The sequence below is a fragment of the Bacillus sp. T-10(2022) genome, from assembly GCF_056502895.1.
Map to the genome: position 1 here is coordinate 2,161,498 of NZ_CP113518.1, position 21,517 is coordinate 2,183,014.

21 protein-coding genes are annotated in these 21,517 nt (G+C 38.1%); 13 read left to right on the forward strand and 8 right to left on the reverse strand.

Annotated elements, in window-relative coordinates:
* Window positions 1-125: 125 nt before the first annotated feature.
* The gene (locus tag OSJ91_RS10610; RefSeq protein WP_350302176.1) at window positions 126-1,238 is read left to right on the forward strand and encodes a DNA alkylation repair protein; all 1,113 of its coding nucleotides are present in this window, start codon (window positions 126-128) and stop codon (window positions 1,236-1,238) included.
* Window positions 1,239-1,385: 147 nt separating this feature from the next.
* Here OSJ91_RS10610 and OSJ91_RS10615 read toward each other — a convergent pair whose 3' ends face one another.
* Both OSJ91_RS10615 and OSJ91_RS10620 read right to left on the reverse strand, forming a co-directional pair.
* A complete protein-coding gene (locus OSJ91_RS10615; RefSeq protein ID WP_350302177.1) occupies window positions 1,386-1,940 on the reverse strand; it encodes an HPP family protein in 555 nt (184 codons plus the stop codon).
* A 315-nt stretch (window positions 1,941-2,255) separates the two neighbouring features.
* A complete protein-coding gene (locus OSJ91_RS10620) occupies window positions 2,256-2,840 on the reverse strand; it encodes a CGNR zinc finger domain-containing protein (RefSeq protein WP_350302178.1) in 585 nt (194 codons plus the stop codon).
* A gap of 325 nt (window positions 2,841-3,165) precedes the next feature.
* Here OSJ91_RS10620 and treP point away from each other — a divergent pair, with 325 nt between their 5' ends.
* The 3 genes from treP to treR all read left to right on the forward strand — a co-directional run bounded on the left by treP (window position 3,166) and on the right by treR (window position 7,115).
* A complete protein-coding gene (gene treP, locus OSJ91_RS10625; protein WP_350302179.1) occupies window positions 3,166-4,617 on the forward strand; it encodes a PTS system trehalose-specific EIIBC component in 1,452 nt (483 codons plus the stop codon).
* An 82-nt stretch (window positions 4,618-4,699) separates the two neighbouring features.
* Entirely contained in the window at window positions 4,700-6,370 is a 1,671-nt protein-coding gene (treC, locus tag OSJ91_RS10630; protein WP_350302180.1) for an alpha,alpha-phosphotrehalase, read from the forward strand.
* A gap of 31 nt (window positions 6,371-6,401) precedes the next feature.
* Entirely contained in the window at window positions 6,402-7,115 is a 714-nt protein-coding gene (gene treR / locus OSJ91_RS10635; protein ID WP_350302181.1) for a trehalose operon repressor, read from the forward strand.
* Between the two features lie 127 nt (window positions 7,116-7,242).
* On the opposite strand, the gene OSJ91_RS10640 is transcribed toward treR, so the two are convergent.
* Both OSJ91_RS10640 and OSJ91_RS10645 read right to left on the reverse strand, forming a co-directional pair.
* A complete protein-coding gene (locus tag OSJ91_RS10640) occupies window positions 7,243-7,590 on the reverse strand; it encodes a DMT family transporter (RefSeq protein WP_350302182.1) in 348 nt (115 codons plus the stop codon).
* Window positions 7,591-7,615: 25 nt separating this feature from the next.
* Complete coding sequence (locus OSJ91_RS10645) at window positions 7,616-7,945, reverse strand: DMT family transporter (protein ID WP_101221634.1); 330 nt, start codon at window positions 7,943-7,945, stop codon at window positions 7,616-7,618.
* A 263-nt stretch (window positions 7,946-8,208) separates the two neighbouring features.
* Between OSJ91_RS10645 and dnaN the strand changes: the two genes are divergently transcribed.
* Together dnaN and OSJ91_RS10655 are read left to right on the forward strand one after the other, a co-directional pair.
* The gene (gene dnaN / locus OSJ91_RS10650) at window positions 8,209-9,339 is read left to right on the forward strand and encodes a DNA polymerase III subunit beta (protein WP_350302183.1); all 1,131 of its coding nucleotides are present in this window, start codon (window positions 8,209-8,211) and stop codon (window positions 9,337-9,339) included.
* A gap of 822 nt (window positions 9,340-10,161) precedes the next feature.
* Complete coding sequence (locus OSJ91_RS10655; RefSeq protein WP_485891529.1) at window positions 10,162-10,623, forward strand: GNAT family N-acetyltransferase; 462 nt, start codon at window positions 10,162-10,164, stop codon at window positions 10,621-10,623.
* Window positions 10,624-10,694: 71 nt separating this feature from the next.
* Here OSJ91_RS10655 and OSJ91_RS10660 read toward each other — a convergent pair whose 3' ends face one another.
* Both OSJ91_RS10660 and OSJ91_RS10665 read right to left on the reverse strand, forming a co-directional pair.
* Entirely contained in the window at window positions 10,695-10,997 is a 303-nt protein-coding gene (locus OSJ91_RS10660; protein WP_485891530.1) for a CotD family spore coat protein, read from the reverse strand.
* A gap of 132 nt (window positions 10,998-11,129) precedes the next feature.
* Window positions 11,130-12,050 carry an aminoglycoside phosphotransferase family protein gene (locus OSJ91_RS10665; protein WP_485891531.1) on the reverse strand — a complete coding sequence of 307 codons (921 nt, stop codon included), beginning with the start codon at window positions 12,048-12,050 and terminating at the stop codon, window positions 11,130-11,132.
* Between the two features lie 146 nt (window positions 12,051-12,196).
* Between OSJ91_RS10665 and OSJ91_RS10670 the strand changes: the two genes are divergently transcribed.
* Together OSJ91_RS10670 and OSJ91_RS10675 are read left to right on the forward strand one after the other, a co-directional pair.
* Window positions 12,197-12,961 carry an alpha/beta fold hydrolase gene (locus OSJ91_RS10670; RefSeq protein ID WP_485891532.1) on the forward strand — a complete coding sequence of 255 codons (765 nt, stop codon included), beginning with the start codon at window positions 12,197-12,199 and terminating at the stop codon, window positions 12,959-12,961.
* 254 nt (window positions 12,962-13,215) lie between these two features.
* Window positions 13,216-13,905 carry an N-acetylmuramoyl-L-alanine amidase gene (locus OSJ91_RS10675; RefSeq protein ID WP_413016918.1) on the forward strand — a complete coding sequence of 230 codons (690 nt, stop codon included), beginning with the start codon at window positions 13,216-13,218 and terminating at the stop codon, window positions 13,903-13,905.
* Between the two features lie 938 nt (window positions 13,906-14,843).
* Here the strand turns inward: OSJ91_RS10675 and OSJ91_RS10680 are convergent.
* Window positions 14,844-15,482, reverse strand: a complete 639-nt coding sequence (locus OSJ91_RS10680) for a LexA family protein (RefSeq protein WP_350302190.1) — start codon at window positions 15,480-15,482, stop codon at window positions 14,844-14,846.
* Between the two features lie 134 nt (window positions 15,483-15,616).
* Between OSJ91_RS10680 and OSJ91_RS10685 the strand changes: the two genes are divergently transcribed.
* The 3 genes from OSJ91_RS10685 (at window position 15,617) to OSJ91_RS10695 (ending at window position 19,478) form a co-directional block, all read left to right on the forward strand.
* Window positions 15,617-15,841 carry a helix-turn-helix transcriptional regulator gene (locus tag OSJ91_RS10685; RefSeq protein ID WP_101221641.1) on the forward strand — a complete coding sequence of 75 codons (225 nt, stop codon included), beginning with the start codon at window positions 15,617-15,619 and terminating at the stop codon, window positions 15,839-15,841.
* A 772-nt stretch (window positions 15,842-16,613) separates the two neighbouring features.
* Entirely contained in the window at window positions 16,614-18,146 is a 1,533-nt protein-coding gene (locus OSJ91_RS10690; protein WP_485891879.1) for an esterase/lipase family protein, read from the forward strand.
* 717 nt (window positions 18,147-18,863) lie between these two features.
* The gene (locus tag OSJ91_RS10695) at window positions 18,864-19,478 is read left to right on the forward strand and encodes a glucosaminidase domain-containing protein (protein ID WP_485891533.1); all 615 of its coding nucleotides are present in this window, start codon (window positions 18,864-18,866) and stop codon (window positions 19,476-19,478) included.
* A gap of 225 nt (window positions 19,479-19,703) precedes the next feature.
* Here OSJ91_RS10695 and lexA read toward each other — a convergent pair whose 3' ends face one another.
* Complete coding sequence (gene lexA / locus OSJ91_RS10700; RefSeq protein ID WP_101221643.1) at window positions 19,704-20,327, reverse strand: transcriptional repressor LexA; 624 nt, start codon at window positions 20,325-20,327, stop codon at window positions 19,704-19,706.
* 155 nt (window positions 20,328-20,482) lie between these two features.
* On the opposite strand from lexA, the gene yneA reads away from it, so the two are divergent.
* Window positions 20,483-20,794: a cell division suppressor protein YneA gene (yneA, locus tag OSJ91_RS10705; protein ID WP_137020070.1), complete on the forward strand. Its 312-nt coding sequence runs from the start codon at window positions 20,483-20,485 to the stop codon at window positions 20,792-20,794.
* A gap of 19 nt (window positions 20,795-20,813) precedes the next feature.
* Window positions 20,814-21,470, forward strand: a complete 657-nt coding sequence (locus OSJ91_RS10710) for a YneB family resolvase-like protein (protein ID WP_350302192.1) — start codon at window positions 20,814-20,816, stop codon at window positions 21,468-21,470.
* The last annotated feature ends 47 nt before the right edge of the window (window positions 21,471-21,517 follow it).

Sequence of the window (21,517 nt, forward strand, 5' to 3'; positions counted from 1 at the left end):
TGACCTAATATGGATCTCACGGTTGTGTGTAGGGTAATTGCGTTATCTCCTTGTTATATGATAGGGGAAAATGCTATGGTTGAGTTGCATTTGCAAGTCCAATATATAGAAAAGAAGTGAATTAAATGGCCGAGCCTTTAAAGGATTTATATAATGAAACGTTCATTCGTGAATTCGGTGATAAAGTAAAGGGTGTCCATCCGTCCTTCTCAACTGAATCGTTTATAGGGGAAGTAATTGATGAGCATTGGGACGAGAGGAAGTTAAAAGAACGAATAAGGCACATTTCCATTACTCTTGGAAAGCATCTTCCAAGTGATTATCAAGAGGCTTTGGATATTTTGTATCGGCTTGATAAGGATTGTGAAGGGTTTAGATATTTATTTTTCCCGGATTTTGTAGAGGTACATGGATTGAATAAGAAAGATTGGCCGTTATCGCTAGATGCCTTGGAGCGTTTTACTGCAAGATCGTCTTCCGAATTTGCCATCCGTGCTTTTATTTTGCTTGATCCCGTTTTAATGATCGAGAAGATGAAGGAATGGACCAAGCATAATGATGAGCATGTCCGGAGGCTGGCAAGTGAGGGATGCAGGCCCAGGTTACCTTGGGGGCAAGCTTTACCAATGTTCAAAACCGATCCGGCACCAGTCTTGGAATTACTTGAAAACCTGAAAAACGACCCGTCCCTATATGTTCGTAAAAGTGTGGCAAATAACTTGAATGATATTGCAAGAGATAATCCGAATGTCGTCATAGAAACTGCCAAGCGTTGGCATGAAAGCGGAGAACCCAACACGATTTGGATTGTCCGACGGGGATGCAGGACCTTAGTTCGTCAAGCAGATCCTGAGGTCCTTTCATTATTTGGATACATGGATGTATTGAATAATCCGGGTATCATTACAAACGCATTTATTAGAAATGAACCAGACTCGATTTTCATTGGGGAAACGAGTGAACTTCATTTCGGGTTTCAAGTGCATGTGAAGAATATAGCGAAGCTTCGTATTGAGTATGCCATCGATTTTGTAAAAGCGAATCAGAAAACGTCTCGCAAAGTATTCCTACTGGCAGATAGGAATTTCACCGATGGAGAACAAGTCGAGAGAGTGAGAATCCACAATTGGAAGGACCTGACCACACGTCGTCATTACACGGGAATCCATCGAATCTCCCTTCTCGTAAACGGAGTGGAAGTTGCAGAAACGCATGTAAAACTAAATGATGGAAGATAAAGGTTAATGAAAAGTGTGGGAAATCATAATTTACAGGATATTCCACTGAAAAAATGAGGAACCTGAGAGTTCCTCGTTTTTAATTATTTCCTGATAGTGAAACGTAGTTACTTTTCATTCTTTCTCTCATAACACATTAAAAAGCAATCAAATCCAAAAAGTTGGATAGCTCCGATTGCTGCGCAAATTATTAATTAACAACGCCAGTAAAACGATTATCACAGCACCAGTTAAAACAGGCGTAAATAAATAACTCCAGCTATACTGGCCAAGCATAACTACAAGCGGGTCTGCCCCAGCTGGCGGGTGCGTCGTTTTTGTCAGCATCATCACCGCAATTGCTAATCCGACTGCCAAGCCGATGGCCCAAGGCTCATCGCCAAAAAAATGATAGGTAGCTAAACCTACGAATGTTGAAACGAAATGGCCGCCAATAATATTCCGTGGCTGTGATAATGGCGCGTTCCACAGACCGAACGCCAGGACACAGCTGGCACCAAAAGGAGCCATTAACCACATTGCTGATGTTATTTTTGTTAAAAGAATTAAAGCGAATATTGTTAAAAATCCCCCAATCAGTCCCGTTATTGCGTCCTTTACATTTATCTGTAAAGGGCTTCTTCCTTTTCCCTTCATCTTCGATAAATAACGAATATGAAAAAAGCGTTTTTCTTTAAGCCTGGCTACTGATATACGATCCAATATTACCCCTCCTTTTTTATATAATTAGACTTTACACGAAATAAACTAACCTGTCAAAACCATTTTTGGTGGTTAGTTTAAAAATCCATAAAAAAACCAACTTATATAATAAGTTGGAAAGACTGTAGCCAAAAGGGGTTTATCTATAAGTAAAAACAAAGCTGATTGGAGCGGGTGTTCGAGAAAAGCTCGTCCAGGGGAGGCACCAAAGGCGCCGAGGGCGGTCCGCCCGCGGAAAGCGAATCCCTGGAGGCAACGTTCAAATTGTCGAACCTAAAAAAACTGTTAGACAAACTTATTTAATAAGTTGGATATTCATTCATCATCAGATTTCCGGTGTTGAAATCGTGCTACTTTTTTTCTATTACCACATATTTTCATTGAACACCACTTGCGTCTCCCGCTTTCATCGATGAATAATAGTACGCAATCATCATTCGAGCATCGCTTTAGTGATGACAGCTTATTTTCTTCAATTAATTTTAAGGAGTCAAAGGCAATATAAGATTGCAGGATATCTTCCGCTTCTCCAACAGGTATGGGAACCAGTTTTTGATCACTTAGTTTATAAGTGAAAGGTGATTTTTCGATTTTTTTTTCTAAAAAGGCGATAAACTCATGAGGAATCGGATTCCCATCTGCTATTAACTCAAATTGTTTTCTTAAAATAGTACGCATTTGTAGAATGCCTACAAATACCTGCCCGATTCTCTCTTTAATTTTTGAGGATAACTGATTATCCAAATATGAGTTTTTCCCTTTTATTACAGTAAGCCAGTCCAGCACATCCCGTTCTGAAAGTAATAAGTCCTGCCGCTGACCACGACTGACCAGTTCTGTATTCACTAAATCCAGAGAAAGATTACCTGATATAAGTGGAAATTTATTGGTTTCAGACATAAGTTCATCTCCCATTTCCCTGCTGAAATCTAACCATAAAAATGTTAATTGAGGGGTTATATCATAATTATACCCTATTTCGGTATTTTTCAGCTACTCGTTATCTTGAGAGAAATTACGGGTTAACATGAATGTTTTCAAACATCCATATTTGCAATAACAGGATTGTATTTGAAAGTACATGATAATCAATCCTTTTAAAGTGAGGAAAAAAGTTATTGACAAAACCTGTACGTACAGGATAATATGAAAGCGTATACAGAACCTATACGTACAGGTTATAAAAACAACAATATTTTGCTTTCTAGGGAAAGGAAGTAGTGAAATGGGTAAATACACAGAACCAGCAACGGATTTGCTCCAACATGTCGGAGGGAAAGAAAATATTGCGACGGTTACGCATTGTGCAACAAGAATGCGTTTTGCGTTGAAAGATCCCGCCAAGGCGGACGTAACGAATATCGAATCGATTAAGCTTGTGAAAGGAACGTTTACACAAGCTGGCCAGTTTCAGGTCATAATCGGGAACGAAGTATCATCGTTTTATAATGAATTCGTTTCCATAGCTGGACTTCAGGAAGCGTCAAAAGAAGATGTGAAAAATGCGGCAAAACAGAACATGAGCTGGTTGCAGCGGATGATTGCACATCTTGCGGATATTTTCACCCCGCTGATTCCTGCCATAGTCGTTGGCGGACTCATTCTTGGATTCCGCAATATCATCGGGGATATTAAAATGTTCGATGACAGCACAAAGACCCTTGTGGATATTTCACAATTTTGGGGAGGGGTACACGCCTTCCTTTGGCTGATAGGTGAAGCAATTTTTCATTTTCTTCCTGTTGGGATTACATGGTCGATCTCGAAGAAAATGGGCACGACCCAAATTCTCGGCATCGTCCTTGGTTTGACCCTGGTTTCCCCACAGCTTCTTAATGCATATGCAGTGGCAAACACAAAGGCAAGTGATATACCTTTTTGGGATTTCGGTTTTGCCCAGGTCGATATGATCGGCTACCAGGCCCAAGTCATCCCAGCGATACTTGCAGGGTTCGTCTTGGCGTATTTAGAACGGTTCTTGAGAGATAGGGTGCACAATTCCATTTCCATGATCGTCGTTCCATTTTTCGCTTTACTTCCAACTGTAATCATTGCCCATACCATTTTGGGGCCTTTAGGCTGGAAAATTGGTTCTGTCATTTCTACGGTTGTATATTCCGGATTGACCTCATCAGTTGGCTGGCTATTTGCTGCCGTTTTCGGCTTTGCCTATGCACCGCTTGTCATCACAGGCCTGCATCACATGACAAACGCAATCGATCTTCAGCTTATGAGTGAACTTGGCGGTACGAACCTATGGCCGATGATCGCATTATCCAATATTGCGCAAGGTACGGCAGTGCTAGCAATGATTTACATCAACAGAAAAGACCAGGAGGAAAGACAGGTTTCCATTCCCGCCACGATTTCATGTTATCTAGGTGTAACCGAGCCAGCCATGTTCGGAATTAACCTGAAATATGGCTTTCCGTTCTTAGCGGGCATGATCGGTTCACTTTTCGCAGGTATCGTTTCAGTCGGATCTGGAGTAATGGCAAATTCCATCGGCGTTGGAGGGATCCCAGGTATCCTATCCATCAAGCCGCAGCATATGGGAATGTTTGCACTCGCGATGCTGGTTGCATTCGTTGTGCCATTCATTTTGACTATAGCATTCTCCAAGCGCCCTAATATGAACTTGAAAACAAGAACGAAAACAACGAAACTAAATGCTTAATAACGCGGAGGGAGAGCATTCTCCCTCTTTTTTTACCATACTGGCAAAAGATACATCAGGGTTAAGCAGGGGAGGAATTACAATGAAGGATTTTAAAAAAAGTACGATCTATCAAATTTATCCGAAGTCATTTAAGGACTCGAACGGTGACGGCATCGGGGACATAAATGGTGTGATAGAAAAACTTGATTATTTGAGTAAACTGGGAGTGGATTATATTTGGCTGACCCCTTTTTATCGTTCACCTCAAAATGATAATGGATATGATGTAGCGGATTATACATCCATTGATCCTGTTTTTGGGACGATGGATGATTTCGAAAGATTGGTGAAGGAAGCTAATTCGCGGGATATTCAAATCATGCTGGATATGGTATTCAACCATACATCAACAGAGCATGAATGGTTCCAAAAAGCACTGGCTGGAGAGAAAGAATATAAGGACTATTATATTTTCAAGAAATCGAAAAATGGGGAGCCCCCTACGAATTGGATTTCGAAATTCGGAGGCCCAGCATGGGAATATGTAGCGGAACATGATGAATACTACCTCCATTTGTTCGATCGGACACAAGCTGACCTTAATTGGGAAAATCCTAGAGTGAGGCAGGAAATCTTCAATGTAGTGAACTTCTGGCTGGATAAAGGTGTGAAAGGGTTCCGTTTGGATGTCATCAATCTTATTTCGAAACCTGACATATATGAAAATGACAAAGATGGAGATGGACGATGCTTTTATACAGACGGTCCCAAGATTCATAAATTTCTAAAAGAGATGAATGAAGAAACTTTCGGGAAGGATGAAGAGGTGATGACTGTAGGGGAAATGTCATCGACGACCATTGACCATTGCATCAAATATTCATCTCCAGTTGAAAAGGAGCTGTCCATGGTATTCAGTTTCCATCATCTAAAGGTGGATTATAAGGATGGGGAAAAGTGGTCACTTGCAGATTTTGACTTCAGGCAGTTAAAGGAGATCCTAAGCAGCTGGCAATATGGGATGCAAGAAGGAAATGGATGGAATGCCCTGTTCTGGTGTAACCATGACCAGCCGAGGATCGTATCCAGATTTGGGAATGATCAAGAGTATCACAAGGAATCGGCCAAGATGCTGGCAACAGCCATTCATATGCTTAGGGGAACCCCTTATATTTATCAAGGCGAGGAAATAGGGATGACCAACCCGAAATTCAATGATATTGGACAATATCGGGACGTGGAATCGATTAATTATTACAATATTTTAAAAGAGGCAGGCAAGGATGAAAAGGAAATAATCGAAATCCTTCAAGCTAAATCCCGCGATAACTCGCGAACTCCAATGCAGTGGGAAAATTCGGAGCATGCAGGCTTTACAAAAGGGACTCCATGGATTGCAGTGCCTGATAATGCCAAGGTTATCAATGCTGAACACGCACTGATGGATCAGGATTCCATTTTACATCATTACCAAAAACTTATATTCTTACGCAAGAAACATGATATCATTGCATATGGGGACTATCAGGAAATTCTTGGCGACCATGACCAATTGTTCGCCTATGTACGCAGTTATGATGACGAGAAACTTTTGGTCATCAATAACTTTTATGCAAAAGAAGCGTCCTTCGAAATTCCAAAGGATATAGACCTATCCGGATACAACTCAGAGCTCCTTCTCTCAAACTATATCGATTCGAAAGAACTTGCAGGTGATGTTATCCTTCGTCCCTATGAATCGGTTGTCTATTTGTTGAAAAAGGACGAGTAGCAGACTAAGAAAAATATATTGTGGTGATGAAATGAACAGCAAATACCTATCGTTATATAGTGATATCGTTTCAAAAATTGAAGAAGGAATCTTTCCGACAAATTCAAAGCTTCCTTCCGAAAGCAGCTTCATGGAAGAGTATGACATATCCAGGGATACTGTGAGAAAATCCTTACAGTTGCTTGAACAAAATGGATATATCCATAAAATCAAAGGCAAGGGTTCCTTTGTCTTGGATTTCAGCAAATTTAATTTTCCTGTAGCAGGGTTGATTTCCTATAAAGAAATGGTGGAAAAGTTGAATTTGCATTCCAAAACGATCATCCATAAGTTGGAGCTTGAGACCCCCGACACTAACATGGCCAAGCTTCTGGACTTAAATGATGATGGTGAAGTATGGAAGGTATTTCGGGTACGCCAAATCAATGGGAAGAAAATCATACTGGACAAAGACTATTTCAAAAGCGAATTCGTAACTAACCTGACCAAGGAAATTTGTGAGGATTCTATTTATGGATATATCGAAAAGGAACTCGGGCTCCAGATTGGTTTTTCCAACAAGGAAATTACCGTGGAGCCATGCAGCGAGGAAGATAAACAATTATTGGACATTGAAGACTTCGATATGGTGGCAGTTGTGAAAAGTACGGTCCATTTAATCGATGGAAGCTTGTTTCAATATAGCGAATCCAGGCATAGACCCGATAAATTCAAGTTCACGGACTTTGCACGAAGGACTTGGTGAAGGTTAAGGAAGAAATGAAATGAAGGACAGACTATTGAAAGTTCAGCTCCATTTAAAATGAGAGGCCGTGGCGGGCTTTGAAGACATTTTTATTTTTGAACGAGCGGGGAGAGGAGGAGAGTCAAACTTAGTTTGACTCTCCTTCTGCTTGTTTAGTGGTATGGGAAGCATTAAGTAAAACCACTCCGCCAATGATTAATACTAAGCCGCCTAATGTAGTAATACTAAATGGCTCATTCCATAATAGTACGCCAATCAATGCTGTTAAAGCTGTGCCTATACCTGCCCAAATGGCATATGCCAAGCTTAACGGGATTGTTTTAAGACATAAAGATAAGCTATAAAAGGCTATTCCAAATCCTATTATAACCCCAAATGAAGCGGATAAATGAGTGAAGCCTTCAGACAACTTAAGCATGGTCGTACCAAATACTTCGCTTATGATTGATATTCCTAAGGCTATGTATCCTTTCATATTATTACCTCCGATTACTAAATTGTTAAGAAGTGCCTCCGCTAGAGAGTTTCAAAACAACCACCCCTCCAATGATCAGGACTAAACCTAAAAATTTTTTCACGTTAAAGCTTTCTTTATAAACGATAACTCCCACTAAAGCAGTTAAAGCAGTGCCTATTCCTGACCAAATGGCATAAGCCGTTCCAAGCGGTATGGTTATTAATGATAACGATAGGCAATAAAAAGCCAAACCCATTCCGATTACCACACCAATGGAAGGGAATAACCTTTTAAACCCGTTTGATACTTTTAACATCGAACTGCCAAATACTTCACTTAGGATGGCTATTGCCAAAAATGCATAAGGATTCAAGATGGACTCCTCCTAAATATTGATTACTATTTTCAATCACTTCCCCCAAGAATCTTATCATCTAAAGGTCTCATATTAAACTAATACCACCTATAGTCAATTTCATATTTTCTGTCTTTGCATTTCACGCTCAATATTAATCTGAAAGTGATACAATAAGCGCTTCTTCGAATCTGATAGCAATATGTAAGAGGGTGAACAGGGATTTTTAGGGATTTTGTCGAATTATTCCTTTAACGATTATATTGGGGTGAACTTATTTCATGGAATTTATAATAAACAAAGAATGCTTCAATAAGGCGATTTCAGATGTCAGCCATGCCGTTTCCATAAAAACGCCTATACCCATTTTATCAGGAATAAAGATAGTGGCTAATGACGATTGCTTAACCCTTCTTGGTAGTAATTCCGATATTGTCATTGAAAAAACCATTCCTTTAACGATTGATGGTGTAAAGGAATTGGAGGTTCATGAAAAGGGCACGGTTGTTTTATCGGCAAAATATTTAAGTGAAATCGTTAAAAAATTATCTGATGTCATCCATGTTAAGGTGAATGAAAATCATTCAGTTACTATTAAATCAAATGAAATAGTAATGAATTTAAAGGGGTTACATTCTGGGGAATACCCAAATCTTCCACAAATAGATGGAGCTTGTTATTTTAATATCCCAAGTGCTGAATTATTGGAAATCATAAAACAGACTGCGTTTGCCGTTTCTAAAAGCGAGGCAAGACCTTCCCTGACAGGAGTCAATTTGTCAATCAAGGAAAACAAGCTTTCTTGTGTTGCAACAAATTCCCATCGTTTAGCGTTAAGAGAACTTCCATTGGAATCGAAGGTGAATGGGTCTTTCATCGTTCCAAGTAAAAGCCTTAATGAATTAACCAAGTTAATTAATGATGAAGCTGGTATCATACATATTTTCATTACAAAAAGTTATATCGTCTTTAAATCAAATAATATCTCACTTTTTTCAAGGCTGATTGAAGGTAATTATCCGAATGTATCAGGATTGCTGCCAAAAGATTCGAAAACGATCATCACCTTGGATACGAAAACACTGTTAAGGGGTATTGATAGGGCCTGCCTTTTTGCAAGTGAATGGAAAAATAACAATGTACATTTAGAAATTCTGGACAATAGTAAGCTAAAGATATCTTCTAACTCAACAGAAATGGGGAAAATTGAAGAAGCGCAAAGCATCAAGGAAATCAGAGGTGATGCGGGGTTAAGTATATCACTGGATGGAAGTTTTTTATTGGATGCCTTAAAAGCGATAAAGGAAAAAGAGGTAAAGCTAAGTTTTGGCGGTCCAATGAGACCTGTCTTAATTGAGCCAAGCGATAATCCCTCCTATCGTCATCTTATTTCACCAGTGAGAACATATTAAAGAACAAAGACTATAAAAAACGAATAACAGGGTGAACGGCAACAGCTGATTAATAAAAAAACAAGGATGGGTGTTATGGATAGTGGGGGAATGCCAAATGCATTCACCATGAAAAAGAGGCCCAGAAAAGTCTGGGCCCATATATTTATATAGATTGAAATAACGGTTTTCATTCTTGGTTTAAAGCAGGCAAATCAATTATATTTAAATAAATAAATAGTAATTCGGCAATATAGTTGCTTGAGCACTTTCGAAAAATCCTCTGTAAATACATAATTTATTTCAAAATATAACTCGATAGAATACATAATATAAATGTGATCCAACAATAGCTAAATACCCACAATTCGTTTTTCAGTGGGATTTATTAATAATACGGAATTACGTCCGGAATAAGCACTATAATGGGCAACTGTCAACCAATTATCACATGCCGTCATAGTCGTCATTGTTAACGATAAGATCTATATCAAATACATTGAAATCCACCATGATTTTCTGCAATTCCAGTGAAGTTGCTGATTTACCCGAGCCACTAATGCCAGTCATAATAAAAAGAGGGTAAGTCATGATCATCACCTTCCAGTATGTTAAGGAAATAGGTTACTAATATCCTAATGATATTTTCCACTCTATTTATTAGTATATTCAAACTGTTAATTCGCCTCTTTTTTTACCCAGAATGAAAAAAGAACTTTGCCTTCCTCTTTAGAAATGGGATTCTTCTTTACGGCTATTGACTGGCCTATATAAATAATTGTACTTTGAATATGGACATTACTGGTATATGGAAATTCACAGGATATAAACAGGGGGATAATTATGTATGTTAGTCAAACCAGGGATCATGAAGTAATTGCAAAATTAAATCGAAATGTTCACAATCTGCATGCAAAACTATATCCTAAGTATTTTAAGGAATATAATTATAGTGCAATGAAAGAATCTTTCAAAAGTTTGGTTGAAAATAACAGTTTTGTTTTTCTCGTTTTAAAAGAACATGAAGAACCGATCGGTTACGTATGGATTGAAATTAAAAACTATCCAGAAAGTGCTTTTAAAAATGCGTATAAATCAGTATACGTGCATCAGCTTAGTATCGTTGAAAATCAAACCAAAAAAGGTTACGGTAAAATACTAATGAATGAGGTCTATGAAATTGCCAAAAAGAATGATATAGAATTAATTGAACTGGATTATTGGTTTGAAAACAAAGCTGCAAAAGAGTTTTATCAAAAACAACACTTTAAAAAGTATAGGGAGTTTGCATTTAGACAGTTGTAAATCCTTTGACACTCATTATTCAAAGGATGGAGGAAGAAATTAATAAAAACCCCGAATTGGGGTTTTTTTAATTAATATCTTAACATTCTCCTTGAAAAACTAGGGGGTTGAGGAACTCCACAAATAAAGCTTTGGGAATAACACTCTTTCACGATACTTCGGGTATGCGGTATATATGTGTTGAAGTGTTTATTCACCGTAGTTGTATGTGTCGGGTGAAAAACCGGAATCACCGTGTTGATGACATTGGTTTTTACATATTGCTTTGCTGGGGAGATTTGAGGTGGATTATACTGAGTAGGCATTCTGTGAGGTGGGCAATATTGTCGTGGACATTGACCGCCTTTCGGATGCCCCCAGGGTTTATTATACATTTAAACACCTCCTGGATTTTTTTTTGAAAGTCATTATTAGTTTATGAAAATAAATGATAAAGGGACTAGTATAAATGCCTTTATCAAAAATATCCTGGGCATATCAGGTTTTTCACTCATTTAAAAAAAGCATTAATTTAAACGAATTCGGTTAATCGCTTGACGAACAAATGACTTGTGTCTTTTTCGCCAGTTATTTTCCATGCTCTTTTCCAAGCCCCATTCAGGAAATGTAGATAACCGTAATGCGGCAAATAATTGCCAGTAAGGTAAGTTTGTAAAATTCAGCTCAGGCATCAGGGTTTTATATTGATTGGTGAAGTCATTCATCGCTTGCATTCCAAAATGATATAAAATTTCAAGTTGACTATTGGCAAGGTCAGCCAAAGGGTCCCCTAAGCCTGAATCTTCCCAATCAATTATGGAAACTAGTTTATCCTCTTTCCATAATAGATTTCCTGGCCAATAATCACCATGAAGGATCACTTCCTTATTCATGGATGGTAAAGGCGTGAAATATTTTAATAAATCTCTAATCAAGCTCAGATTTAATGTTTCGTCCAGGATTACCCTATCGTTATTATTTAACATTTCGATATATGAATTTTCTAATTTTGGCATGAATGTTAAAGATAGATTTGCACAATCAACACGATGGATTTTTGCTAGATTGATTGCCGATTGTAGGATATGATCATTAAGATTTGAGGGTGTGAATTCTGACTTTCCCTCAATAAACTCGATAAGTATGCATGGCTTGGGAAAAATCTCGCACGATTGCTCTAGGTAATATGACATCGGTACAGGCAAACCTGCAGCTTTCAATATCCCTAAGAGCTTGTGTTCATCTGCTGCAACATTTGGATTCCGTTTTAGGTCATGATCACCATGCTGACGAACGATCATTTTCTTGATCCGCCCTGAAGGATGTAATACTTCAAGGCCTGTGACCTGTGCAGAAATTCCGCCTTTTAATTCCCATGCGCGAATTAGCTTGCTTCCTTGATTAAATTTTTGAACCAATTGTTCAAACTTACCATATTCATTCATCATACAGCTCTCCTTTAAAATTAAAGCTCTAGGATTAGTTTCCAGATAACTTCCGTGAAAATTAAAGCATTATGTTAGTACTTCAATAAATGAAACCAATAGCTTGTTACACACGTAGAGTAATCTAAACAAAGTGAGGTGCGCTGACATTGAAAATAGAAAAATATAAAGTGGAAACATCAAAAGGGACTTTACGATATAATATTAGTGGAAAAGGCAAACCAAATATAGTTTTGATTAACGGTGGTTCTGGACCGATAGAAGGTTGGATGAAAATACTACCGGCAATTTCAGAAACAGCATCTGTATTTTCATATAATCGCTTTGGTGTTGCTGGCAGCGATAAACCGAAGGAAAGCCAAGACGGGAAAAGTATTGTTAACACTTTACGTGAGGCATTAACAATCGTGGGGTTTGAACCTCCATACTTAATGGTCGGACATTCGCTAGGCGGCCTATATGCTAATTTATATGCCCGACTTTACCCAAATGATGTGGGGGGAATAGTTTTTTTAGAATCCAGTACAACGAAAGATATAAGCCTTGATGAATATCAAAGCAATGCCGTAAAAACCATTAATAAGATGTTCAAGGTGTTTGATTCCTTATCCTCGCATAAACAATTCAATGAAGTTAATTTTGTAAAAAAAACTGTGGATCAAATCCAACAAACTGATACATTTCCCGAAATACCTGTATTTGTCATTACTGGTGGACAAGAAAATCGAATGATGCCAGAGGAAATTCGAAAAAAACGACTTGAGAATCAATTGGAATTGCTTTCATTGTCAAGAAACAGCAAACACATTGTCGCAAAAAAAAGTGGGCATTTTCCGCAATTATCAGAACCAACTATAGTGATTGACTCAATCAAAGATTGTGCAGAACAATTAAATAAAACAAACCATAACTAAAAATAATCTATTACTTTATTTTTAGATGCCCAATAATTCCTGATAGAAAAGTATAAAAAAGGAAGAAGGCTTTTTGAAAAATTTACCGTCCATTTTTCGAATGTCATCATATAATGCCATGACACCTTTAGGGTGTATTTTTTTTGAACTGTAGCCGAGAGGATGAATTCTTTATTTTGAAATTTCTTTAATCAGATAGTTACGTGTACAAGCATTTATTGATACGTAACATAAGATTAATAGAGGTGATAGAAATGGTAAAAGTATTTATTGATCCCGGCCACGGCGGTACGGATCCAGGCTCGGTGGGGAATGGATTGAGAGAAAAGGATTTAACTTTATCCATTGCAACTCGAATCAAAGACATCTTATTAATAGAATATAATAACGTTTCTGTAAAAATGAGCAGGTCCCAAGATACGTACCCCTCTTTAAACGATAGGACGAATGCAGCGAACGCGTGGGGAGCCGATTTTTATCTCTCCATCCACATTAATGCCGGCGGTGGCACTGGGTATGAGGATTACGTTTATACGTCTACTAATCAGATTACGAAAACGTATCAAGATCATATTCATTCAGAGGTCATGAAGCTTATCAACATCCAAGACAGAGGACAAAAAACAGGAGATTTATATGTGCTCCGTGAAACGGACATGCCTGCACTCCTGACCGAAAATGGATTTATCGATAATGTCAATGACGCAGCCAAATTGAAAACGGCATCCTTTATCGAATCACTGGCTCGCGGACATGTAAACGGTTTAGTTAAATGCTTCAATCTTAAAAAGAAAAATACAGCTGTATACCACACAGTCGTTAGTGGTGACACCGTATACTCCTTAAGCATTGCTTATGGCAGTACGGTTCAGCAAATTAAAGATTGGAACGATCTTGACAGTCAGTACACCATTACAGTAAACCAGAAATTGCGGGTTAAATGAATAATTAATAGATGCCTGGTTAAATTATTTTTAACTTCCAGAAGCACACCACACACGAAGCCCTTCTCAAAAAGAGTTTGTCTACAGTTTTTTAGGGTTTGTACAATTTGAACCCCTGGACACGCTTTTCCCACAGGAGTCTCGCACACCCGCTCCAATCAAAATCAACTTGTTTTAACTTTTAGGTAGAACCTCTTTGTCTACAAACTCAGCCCTTCGCAAAAAGAGGGGCTTTTCCTTGTTCAGGAATATGCATGTAATAAAATAATCGTGTACATACTACTGTCCTATAAGTACTTGGAAAATAGCGGAGGAAGTGAAAGGGAAAAATAAAAAAATTGCACAGAAGGCAAAAGTGGAATTTGATATATACTCTCGGATTTTCCAGGAAACAAGCCTCTGACGGGATTCGAACCCGCACTCCTTTCGTAAGCATAGGCTAGGGGAGAACACGCTTCCCTACGGATTTTCACCGGCAGGAATTCCACCTGCCTCAGCGTATTTGCTTTTCGGTGCTTCTGAAACCCTTACCTTGCGACCCGGTGGCTACAAATGTTTTCCGGCGCTCTTCCCTTCTAGAGCTACAGAGGCAAATGCTTATCATCCCATTATAAGATTCTTATATGAGGTTGTGAACCGAATAATAAAAATATGATAATTTGATTGCCTAATACAGACAATTATATTCATTCTGTATGAAAGGGAAATTTACTGAAATAAGAATACTAGGAAGCTTATAGTTCCAAAAACATTCACTCAATGAAATAAGTAATCTGGGGAAAACGGATATAGGCTGACACAAATTTATATTTACATTTTGCAAAGACATATTTAAAGAACAATACTAAAAAGCACAAACCATGATGGCTTATACCTAATATGCATCAGTCAACAAAGGGAACTAAAGTAATATTCCGTAAAGAAACTCTAAGTTGATATTAATCGTATATTTTAATGGCTTGAACCACTTTTCCTAAAATTCGAACTCTATCATTTTTTAAGTTATAGGTTTTTTCTTCATAAAAAGGATCCGTGCTGCAGGGAGTGAGTGTGATGTTTTCTTCAGCGATATTCACTTTTTTGACCGTAGCATCGTGACCATTTACCAAGACCACTCCAATTTTTCCTTTATCAACGCAGGTTGTTTTTTCAACGAGAATCAAAGATCCGTCACTGAATTCTTTGTTCATGCTATTGCCATTCACTCTAAGGAAAAAATATTCTTTATTCGTTTTTAGCATCGAATTTAATGTCGGCATATAAGCTTCTATATATTCATTGGTAAAATTAGGCTCTCCAGCAGGAATATTGCCATAGACTCCAATTAATCTTACATTCTTTTCATTTAGAAATTCCATTCCAGGAGCATTTCTAACGCTAGGTGCTCCTTCAATGAGGTGGGATAGCGGTATTTCAAAGCATGCGGACATCATGCTCAATTTATCCATTAAAGGTTTATTCCGTCCGGATTCCCATGCTGATACTGCCGTTGGCGCCACCTTTAATATATTTGCCAAATCTTCTTGTGTCATTTTTCTTTCTTTTCTTAACATTTTAATCCGTTCACCAATGTGCATATTTCTTCACCTCTTACTTGAATATACACCATGAGTGAAAGTGAGTAAACTTAAAGTGCGTGAATTTTGCGAAAAATTGTTGGTAACTATACTTCAAGTGTGATATTATTTTTTTAGATAGGTGGTGACAAGATATGACAAACGTTAAGTTCACACTTAAACAAGCGAGGAAGTATAAAGGTTTAACACAAGAAGAAATGGCTAAAGTGCTGAAGATGGCCAAGAGAACTTACATTGACTATGAGCAATATAAGATTCCTTTGCGAATCGATAAGGCTTATTTGTTTGCTGAATGTGTAGGGTTCTCGATCGACGATATCATTTTTTTTGATCCCCACCTACACTTCAAATGTAGTTAAAGGATCAAGACTATCAAGCATTTCTTCACCAAAGTAACCATTCCTGGGGCAAGATTTAAGTAATGATCGAAAGAGGGTGAAAAAAAGGGGAAAGGAAAATCAGATAAACAAATTGTACAATCGGAAGAACGAGCATAGCCCTGATATCATTTATCCAGTTCTCATTGTGAAATACGTGTATGTGGGGTTGAGGGAAGGGCTTTAAGGAGTTAAAAATCCAAATAGACGATTGATACTGAGATCCCTATGAATGACAGCCAATTGCTGTGAAAGAGTTTTTTTCAACAATTTACTTAATGTATAGGATGGACTTCAAATCACCATGAATAGGAGCAATTGGACAGTGGCAAATTCGAAGAATAATATTTGGATGATCATAAAAAAGTCAAGCCCTATATCCTTTGCAGGAGAAGGGCTTATTCTCTTTTCCTTCGTGAACATAAAGCATTCGATACATGGATTTCCTCTATAAGGATAATTTAATAAATGGAAAATGACTGTATACATGAACGAATCGAAGGCAAACCATCATACTATATCTCCATTTTTTATGAATTCCTCTAGTTTTTTTCTCCCATCTTTATGAAGATAGCAGGTAATGGTATGCAAAAGTACAAATATATACTAATGAAAGCTATGAAAGGACTGGAAGGGGGCGTTGATAATAGGATGAGTTCGAAAAAATTCCACATGAAATTGGAGGAGATAACAATTGAAAAGGAATGTAATCAATTATGTCGTTTTTCTTGTCCTCATTCTAACCATATTGATTATGGCTAAGCCAGACATTTCCTCAGCAGGAAAATTAAAGCCTCCTTCCGAAAGTTTCAGTCCAGGGGATTGGTTTCTTGGAAGTATTCCTCCAAATCTTGATACAAAGAAACCACCGATCGTGTTTGTTCAAGGGAAAAACGGCAGTTCAACCAGCTGGTACGGTGAAACGGATTATCATGGTGTCAATGATATGTATACCAAAGCGTATGAAGCAGGCTACCAAACTGTTTTTGTTCAGCTTCATGATTCAGCTGGAAATGGATCAGTGAGCCAATATGCCAATGGAAGGCTTTTAGCTCAAATGCTTGCAGAAATCAGTAACCATTTCGGGGGCGAAAAAGTAAATATTATAGCTCACAGCAAAGGTGGCCCAGATACCCAAGCGGCTCTAGTGCACTATGGAGCACACCAATATGTTGGAAGGGTGATCACTTTAGCTTCCCCTCATCATGGTTCTCACCTAGCTGATTTGGCTTATAGCTGGTATGCGGGCTGGCTTGGTTCCCTATTAGGTCAAAAAGATGAGGGAACTTATTCTTTACAAGTTGGTGAAATGGCGGAATTTCGTTCTGTCACGGATAACCATGTTAATTCTCGTAAAAACATGTATTTCACTGTGGCAGGTATGAATAGAGGCCCGGTTCTTTCAGCCTTATCAATGGGTGGACAATATTTATCTTCATATGGGGAAAATGATGGTCTAGTAAATGTATGGAGTACAAAAATACCCTATGCAACACATTTATTTTCAGATCCCAACTTTGATCACGACAATATACGAGTTGGCTCAGCTGTATTTTCAAGAATTGAACCATATTTAAGAAGCACTTCCACCGCTGGGATCCCTGAATATAATGTCAATTATAAAGAACGGGTTGAAGATGATGTCATTACCACCGCACTCGCTCAAACCGTTCTGGGTGATGTCCTGAAACAAAATGTCTGGATCGAACAAAGCTTCCATGTAAATGAAGCAGCCCCAGGCAATATAAACATATATACAGCCTCAAATGATGTCGAGGTTGAATTGATTTCTCCATCCAATAAAAAGTATTCACCTTCCTTAAAGGTTCATTCAGCCAAAAATGAAACTTCCTTTTTTAATGGTGCAACCATCCACTCATTCAATAGAAACAACCTTGAAATTGGTGATTGGAAAGTGCGAATGAAGACTAAATCGCCAAAAGACGCCTACCTGTTCACAGCACAATTTAACGAAAAGAATCCCATTACATTAAGTATGGCCGGTAAAGTTAAGCAAAAAGATGCAAAATTTTTAATAAAGAACCCAATGAATGATAAAAAAAGGCCAATCAGCACAACATTTTCGGTTCATCTAATAGATGAAACCGGTAATGAAATTAGTGAAAAAAGCTCAATTAAGGCAATGGATACCGAAAATTTTACTGGCACCCTTCCAGAAGTACCTAAGTCAGGTGTTTATAATGTAACAATAGATGTCAAGGAAAAAAATGTGTATGGTACTGAAAGAACCCGGACGCTGATTCGTTCGGTCTATATTGAGAAATAGTGAAATGCCGTCTCTTCTTTGAGAATGTATCAGACTGTAGACAAATTCTAAGTTTGCCTACAGTCTTTTCTTTTAAAAAAGATCCAGTCGATTGCAGAAAATCCGCTTCCTTTCCGCCGACTGTATGCCAAGCCTGCTCGGCTAGTCAGGAGTGTAAAAAACATAAAGGATAACTTACTTTTCCCGACAAATTGATCAATTGAGAAGGGGTTTTTTGGATGTGTGTAATGGGATGTTAACATGGGTGTTAGTGTTTAATAAAAAGATTGCTGAATTGCAGCGAGAGATACCCTGTATAGGTTTAATCCGTCTTTTTATAGGATTCTCTATAAGACAAAATACCAGTTTTGAGTGCAGCATAATTGCCAATGTTTGCTTAGCCATAAAACCAGCCCATGAAAATTCCTGAAACCAAGTGATGACGATGACTGATGAAAATGGAAATGAACAAGTTTTGAAGGTTTTCAGTGTCCAACTTAAAAAGCCGTCAATCCATTTAATTATATGGATTGACGGCTTTTCCTGTTTGGTAGGGAAGTGGATAAATAATACGCGGAGCGATCCACTTCTAGGTAAGAAATCTATAATTAAAACAATTAGCCAGACATCGGAACCTTTTGTGCAGGACAAGCTGTAACCTTTTTCATAGATGAGAATACGATAAGAATGAAGATAAACAGTGAAAAATAAAGTAATGACCATTCGTGGGAGGTTCTAATGAGCAAGGAAACATTTATTAAGGAAATTGCTCCCTATGCCCAGAAAATTCAACAGGAGTTTAAAATATTACCTTCTGTTGTCATTGCACAAGCTTGTTTGGAGAGTGGATATGGGACAAGTTTATTAGCAAGCAAAGGAAAAAATATATTCGGTACAAAAGGTGAATTCAAGGGTGAGTCTGTCATTATTCAGACAATGGAATATGTCAATGGTGTGCCCGTTCAAGTATGGAACAAATTCAGAAAATACCCATCTTTGGAAGTAAGTCTTCGAGATCTTGCCAATTTATATGTAAAGGGGACTTCATGGAATAGAAGTCTTTATACAGCTGTCATTGGAGAAAAAGATTACAGAAAAGCACTCAAAGCAATATTCGATGCGGGGTACGCCTCGGATCCCAAATATATTGAAAAACTGGTGAACCTTATCGAAACAAGCGATTTAACAAAATATGATGCAAGCATTGAAGAGGTTTATCATATTGTCCAAAAAGGGGATACCGTCTCTGCGCTTGCAAAAGCATACGGTTCTACACAAGTGCAGATTCAACAGTGGAATGGCTTGGTCGATCTTAACCTCATTAAAGTGAACCAAAGATTACGAGTGAAGTGAATTTTAACTGGGAGCGGTAGTTAAAGCTCTCTTTTTTATTGTAATCAGATTGTTACTAAAGTAAATATTAGGCGATAGTATAACTTCCATCCGTAATAAAGGATGTTTAAATTCCCATGAAAACCTGATTCTATTAAAAAATATATCAATATCTACTCTTCCATATGCATATTGAGAGAATTCGGGACATAAATTAAACAAACAAAAAAAGCGCTGTTAGCGCTTTTAGTGTATTTGTCTATATAAGCCTATTACTTTTCCAAGTATCGAAACATCTCGTAAAATAATTGGTTCCATATTCGAGTTCTCAGGCTGAAGCCTTATGTAATCCGGTTCCTTAAAGAATCGTTTTACAGTGGCTTCATCATCTTCCGTCATTGCCACGACGATATCTCCATTATTGGCATTGCTTTGTTGTTTCACGATGACATAATCCCCATCATGAATTCCTGCTTCGATCATACTTTCACCCATGATTTCCAGCATGAATACATGGTCATCATGTGGAACCATGCTTTCGGGAAGCGGAAAGTATTCTTCTATGTTCTCAATGGCCGTTATCGGCATTCCCGCTGTTACTTTTCCAAGTAACGGCACGTTCACGACATTGACTTTGGGAATATTGTTCGCTTCCTCCAAATTCATTATTTCAATGGCCCTTGGCTTGGTTGGGTCACGTCTAATCAGGCCTTTGCTTTCCAGGCGTGATAAATGTCCGTGTACTGTTGAACTTGAAGCAAGTCCCACTGCTTCGCCAATCTCCCGTACGGAAGGTGGATACCCTTTTTGGCGGACCTCTTCTTTAATGAAATCAAGAATATCTTGCTGCCGTTTTGATAGTTTAGTCATTTGTGCACCTCTTCCCCAATGTTCTTTGCTACATTATAGCATGGCCCCCAACTCTATACAAACATAAGTTCGAATTTTGTTGTTGACTGAAACAAACGTTCGTATTATAATTTGACCATAACATACGAACGAACATTCGCTTTGGAGGGATATTTATGAAAAATTTATACAAAAATTATATTTATACGATTCTATTAGCGGGATCAGTATTCATCTTTTCAATTTTATTCTCTTGTACATTGAACAATGATCCAAAAAAGGATTTCCTTTCTATAGAAGTAAGTGAGGGTGATACCCTATGGGGAATTGCCGAAGAATATGAAGAAGCAAATTTGACAAAAAAAGAATTCATTGGTTGGATAGAAGAGCATAATGGAGTCAGGGCGGATTCAATTAAACCTGGTCAAGTCATCGTCATACCGGTTAAAGGGGAAGAACTTGTCCAGAATTTGGCCAGTGAGCAGTAAGTAGTGAAGGTAGGGTATTATGAAGGCGGTAATCTATTGTAGGGTAAGCACAGAAAAAGAGTCACAGGAAACATCATTGGCAAGGCAGGAAGATGAATTAGTCAAATTGGCAGAAAAGATGGATGTTGAAGTCATTTCCATAATAAAAGAGCAGGCAAGTGGTTATGAGTTGAATCGGGATGGCATTTTTGACATGCTCGAACTATTTAAAACTAAAGAAGCTGAAGTACTATTAATTCAGGATGAAACAAGGCTGGGAAGAGGGAATGCCAAAATAGCCCTTTTCCATGTCATCCTTAAAGAAGATGTGAAAATTTATACGCTCTCACATGACGGGGAGCTTGAGTTATCGGATTCGGATGCCATGGTCATCCAGATAGTCGGTATTGTAGAAGAATACCAAAGGAAACTACATAATCTTAAAATAAAGCGCGGGATGATAAGAGCCGTTGAAAAAGGGTACCGTCCTCAAAAAAACCTTCAGAATCAAAGGAATTCCACTGGAAGGGACCGTATGGAAATTCCTATTGAAGAAATTATTAAACTTCGGGCCAATGGATTGACATTTGCAGAAATCGCAGCCACTTTAAGGGGCTTTGGATACAATGTTTCCAAGGCTACTGTGAACAGGCGTTTTCTCGAACATCAACTGAATAAAAAGGAAAGTCAATCTTAGAACTTGTAATTTCGCTTTTTTTTTAATACCATGACAATATCCGGAGA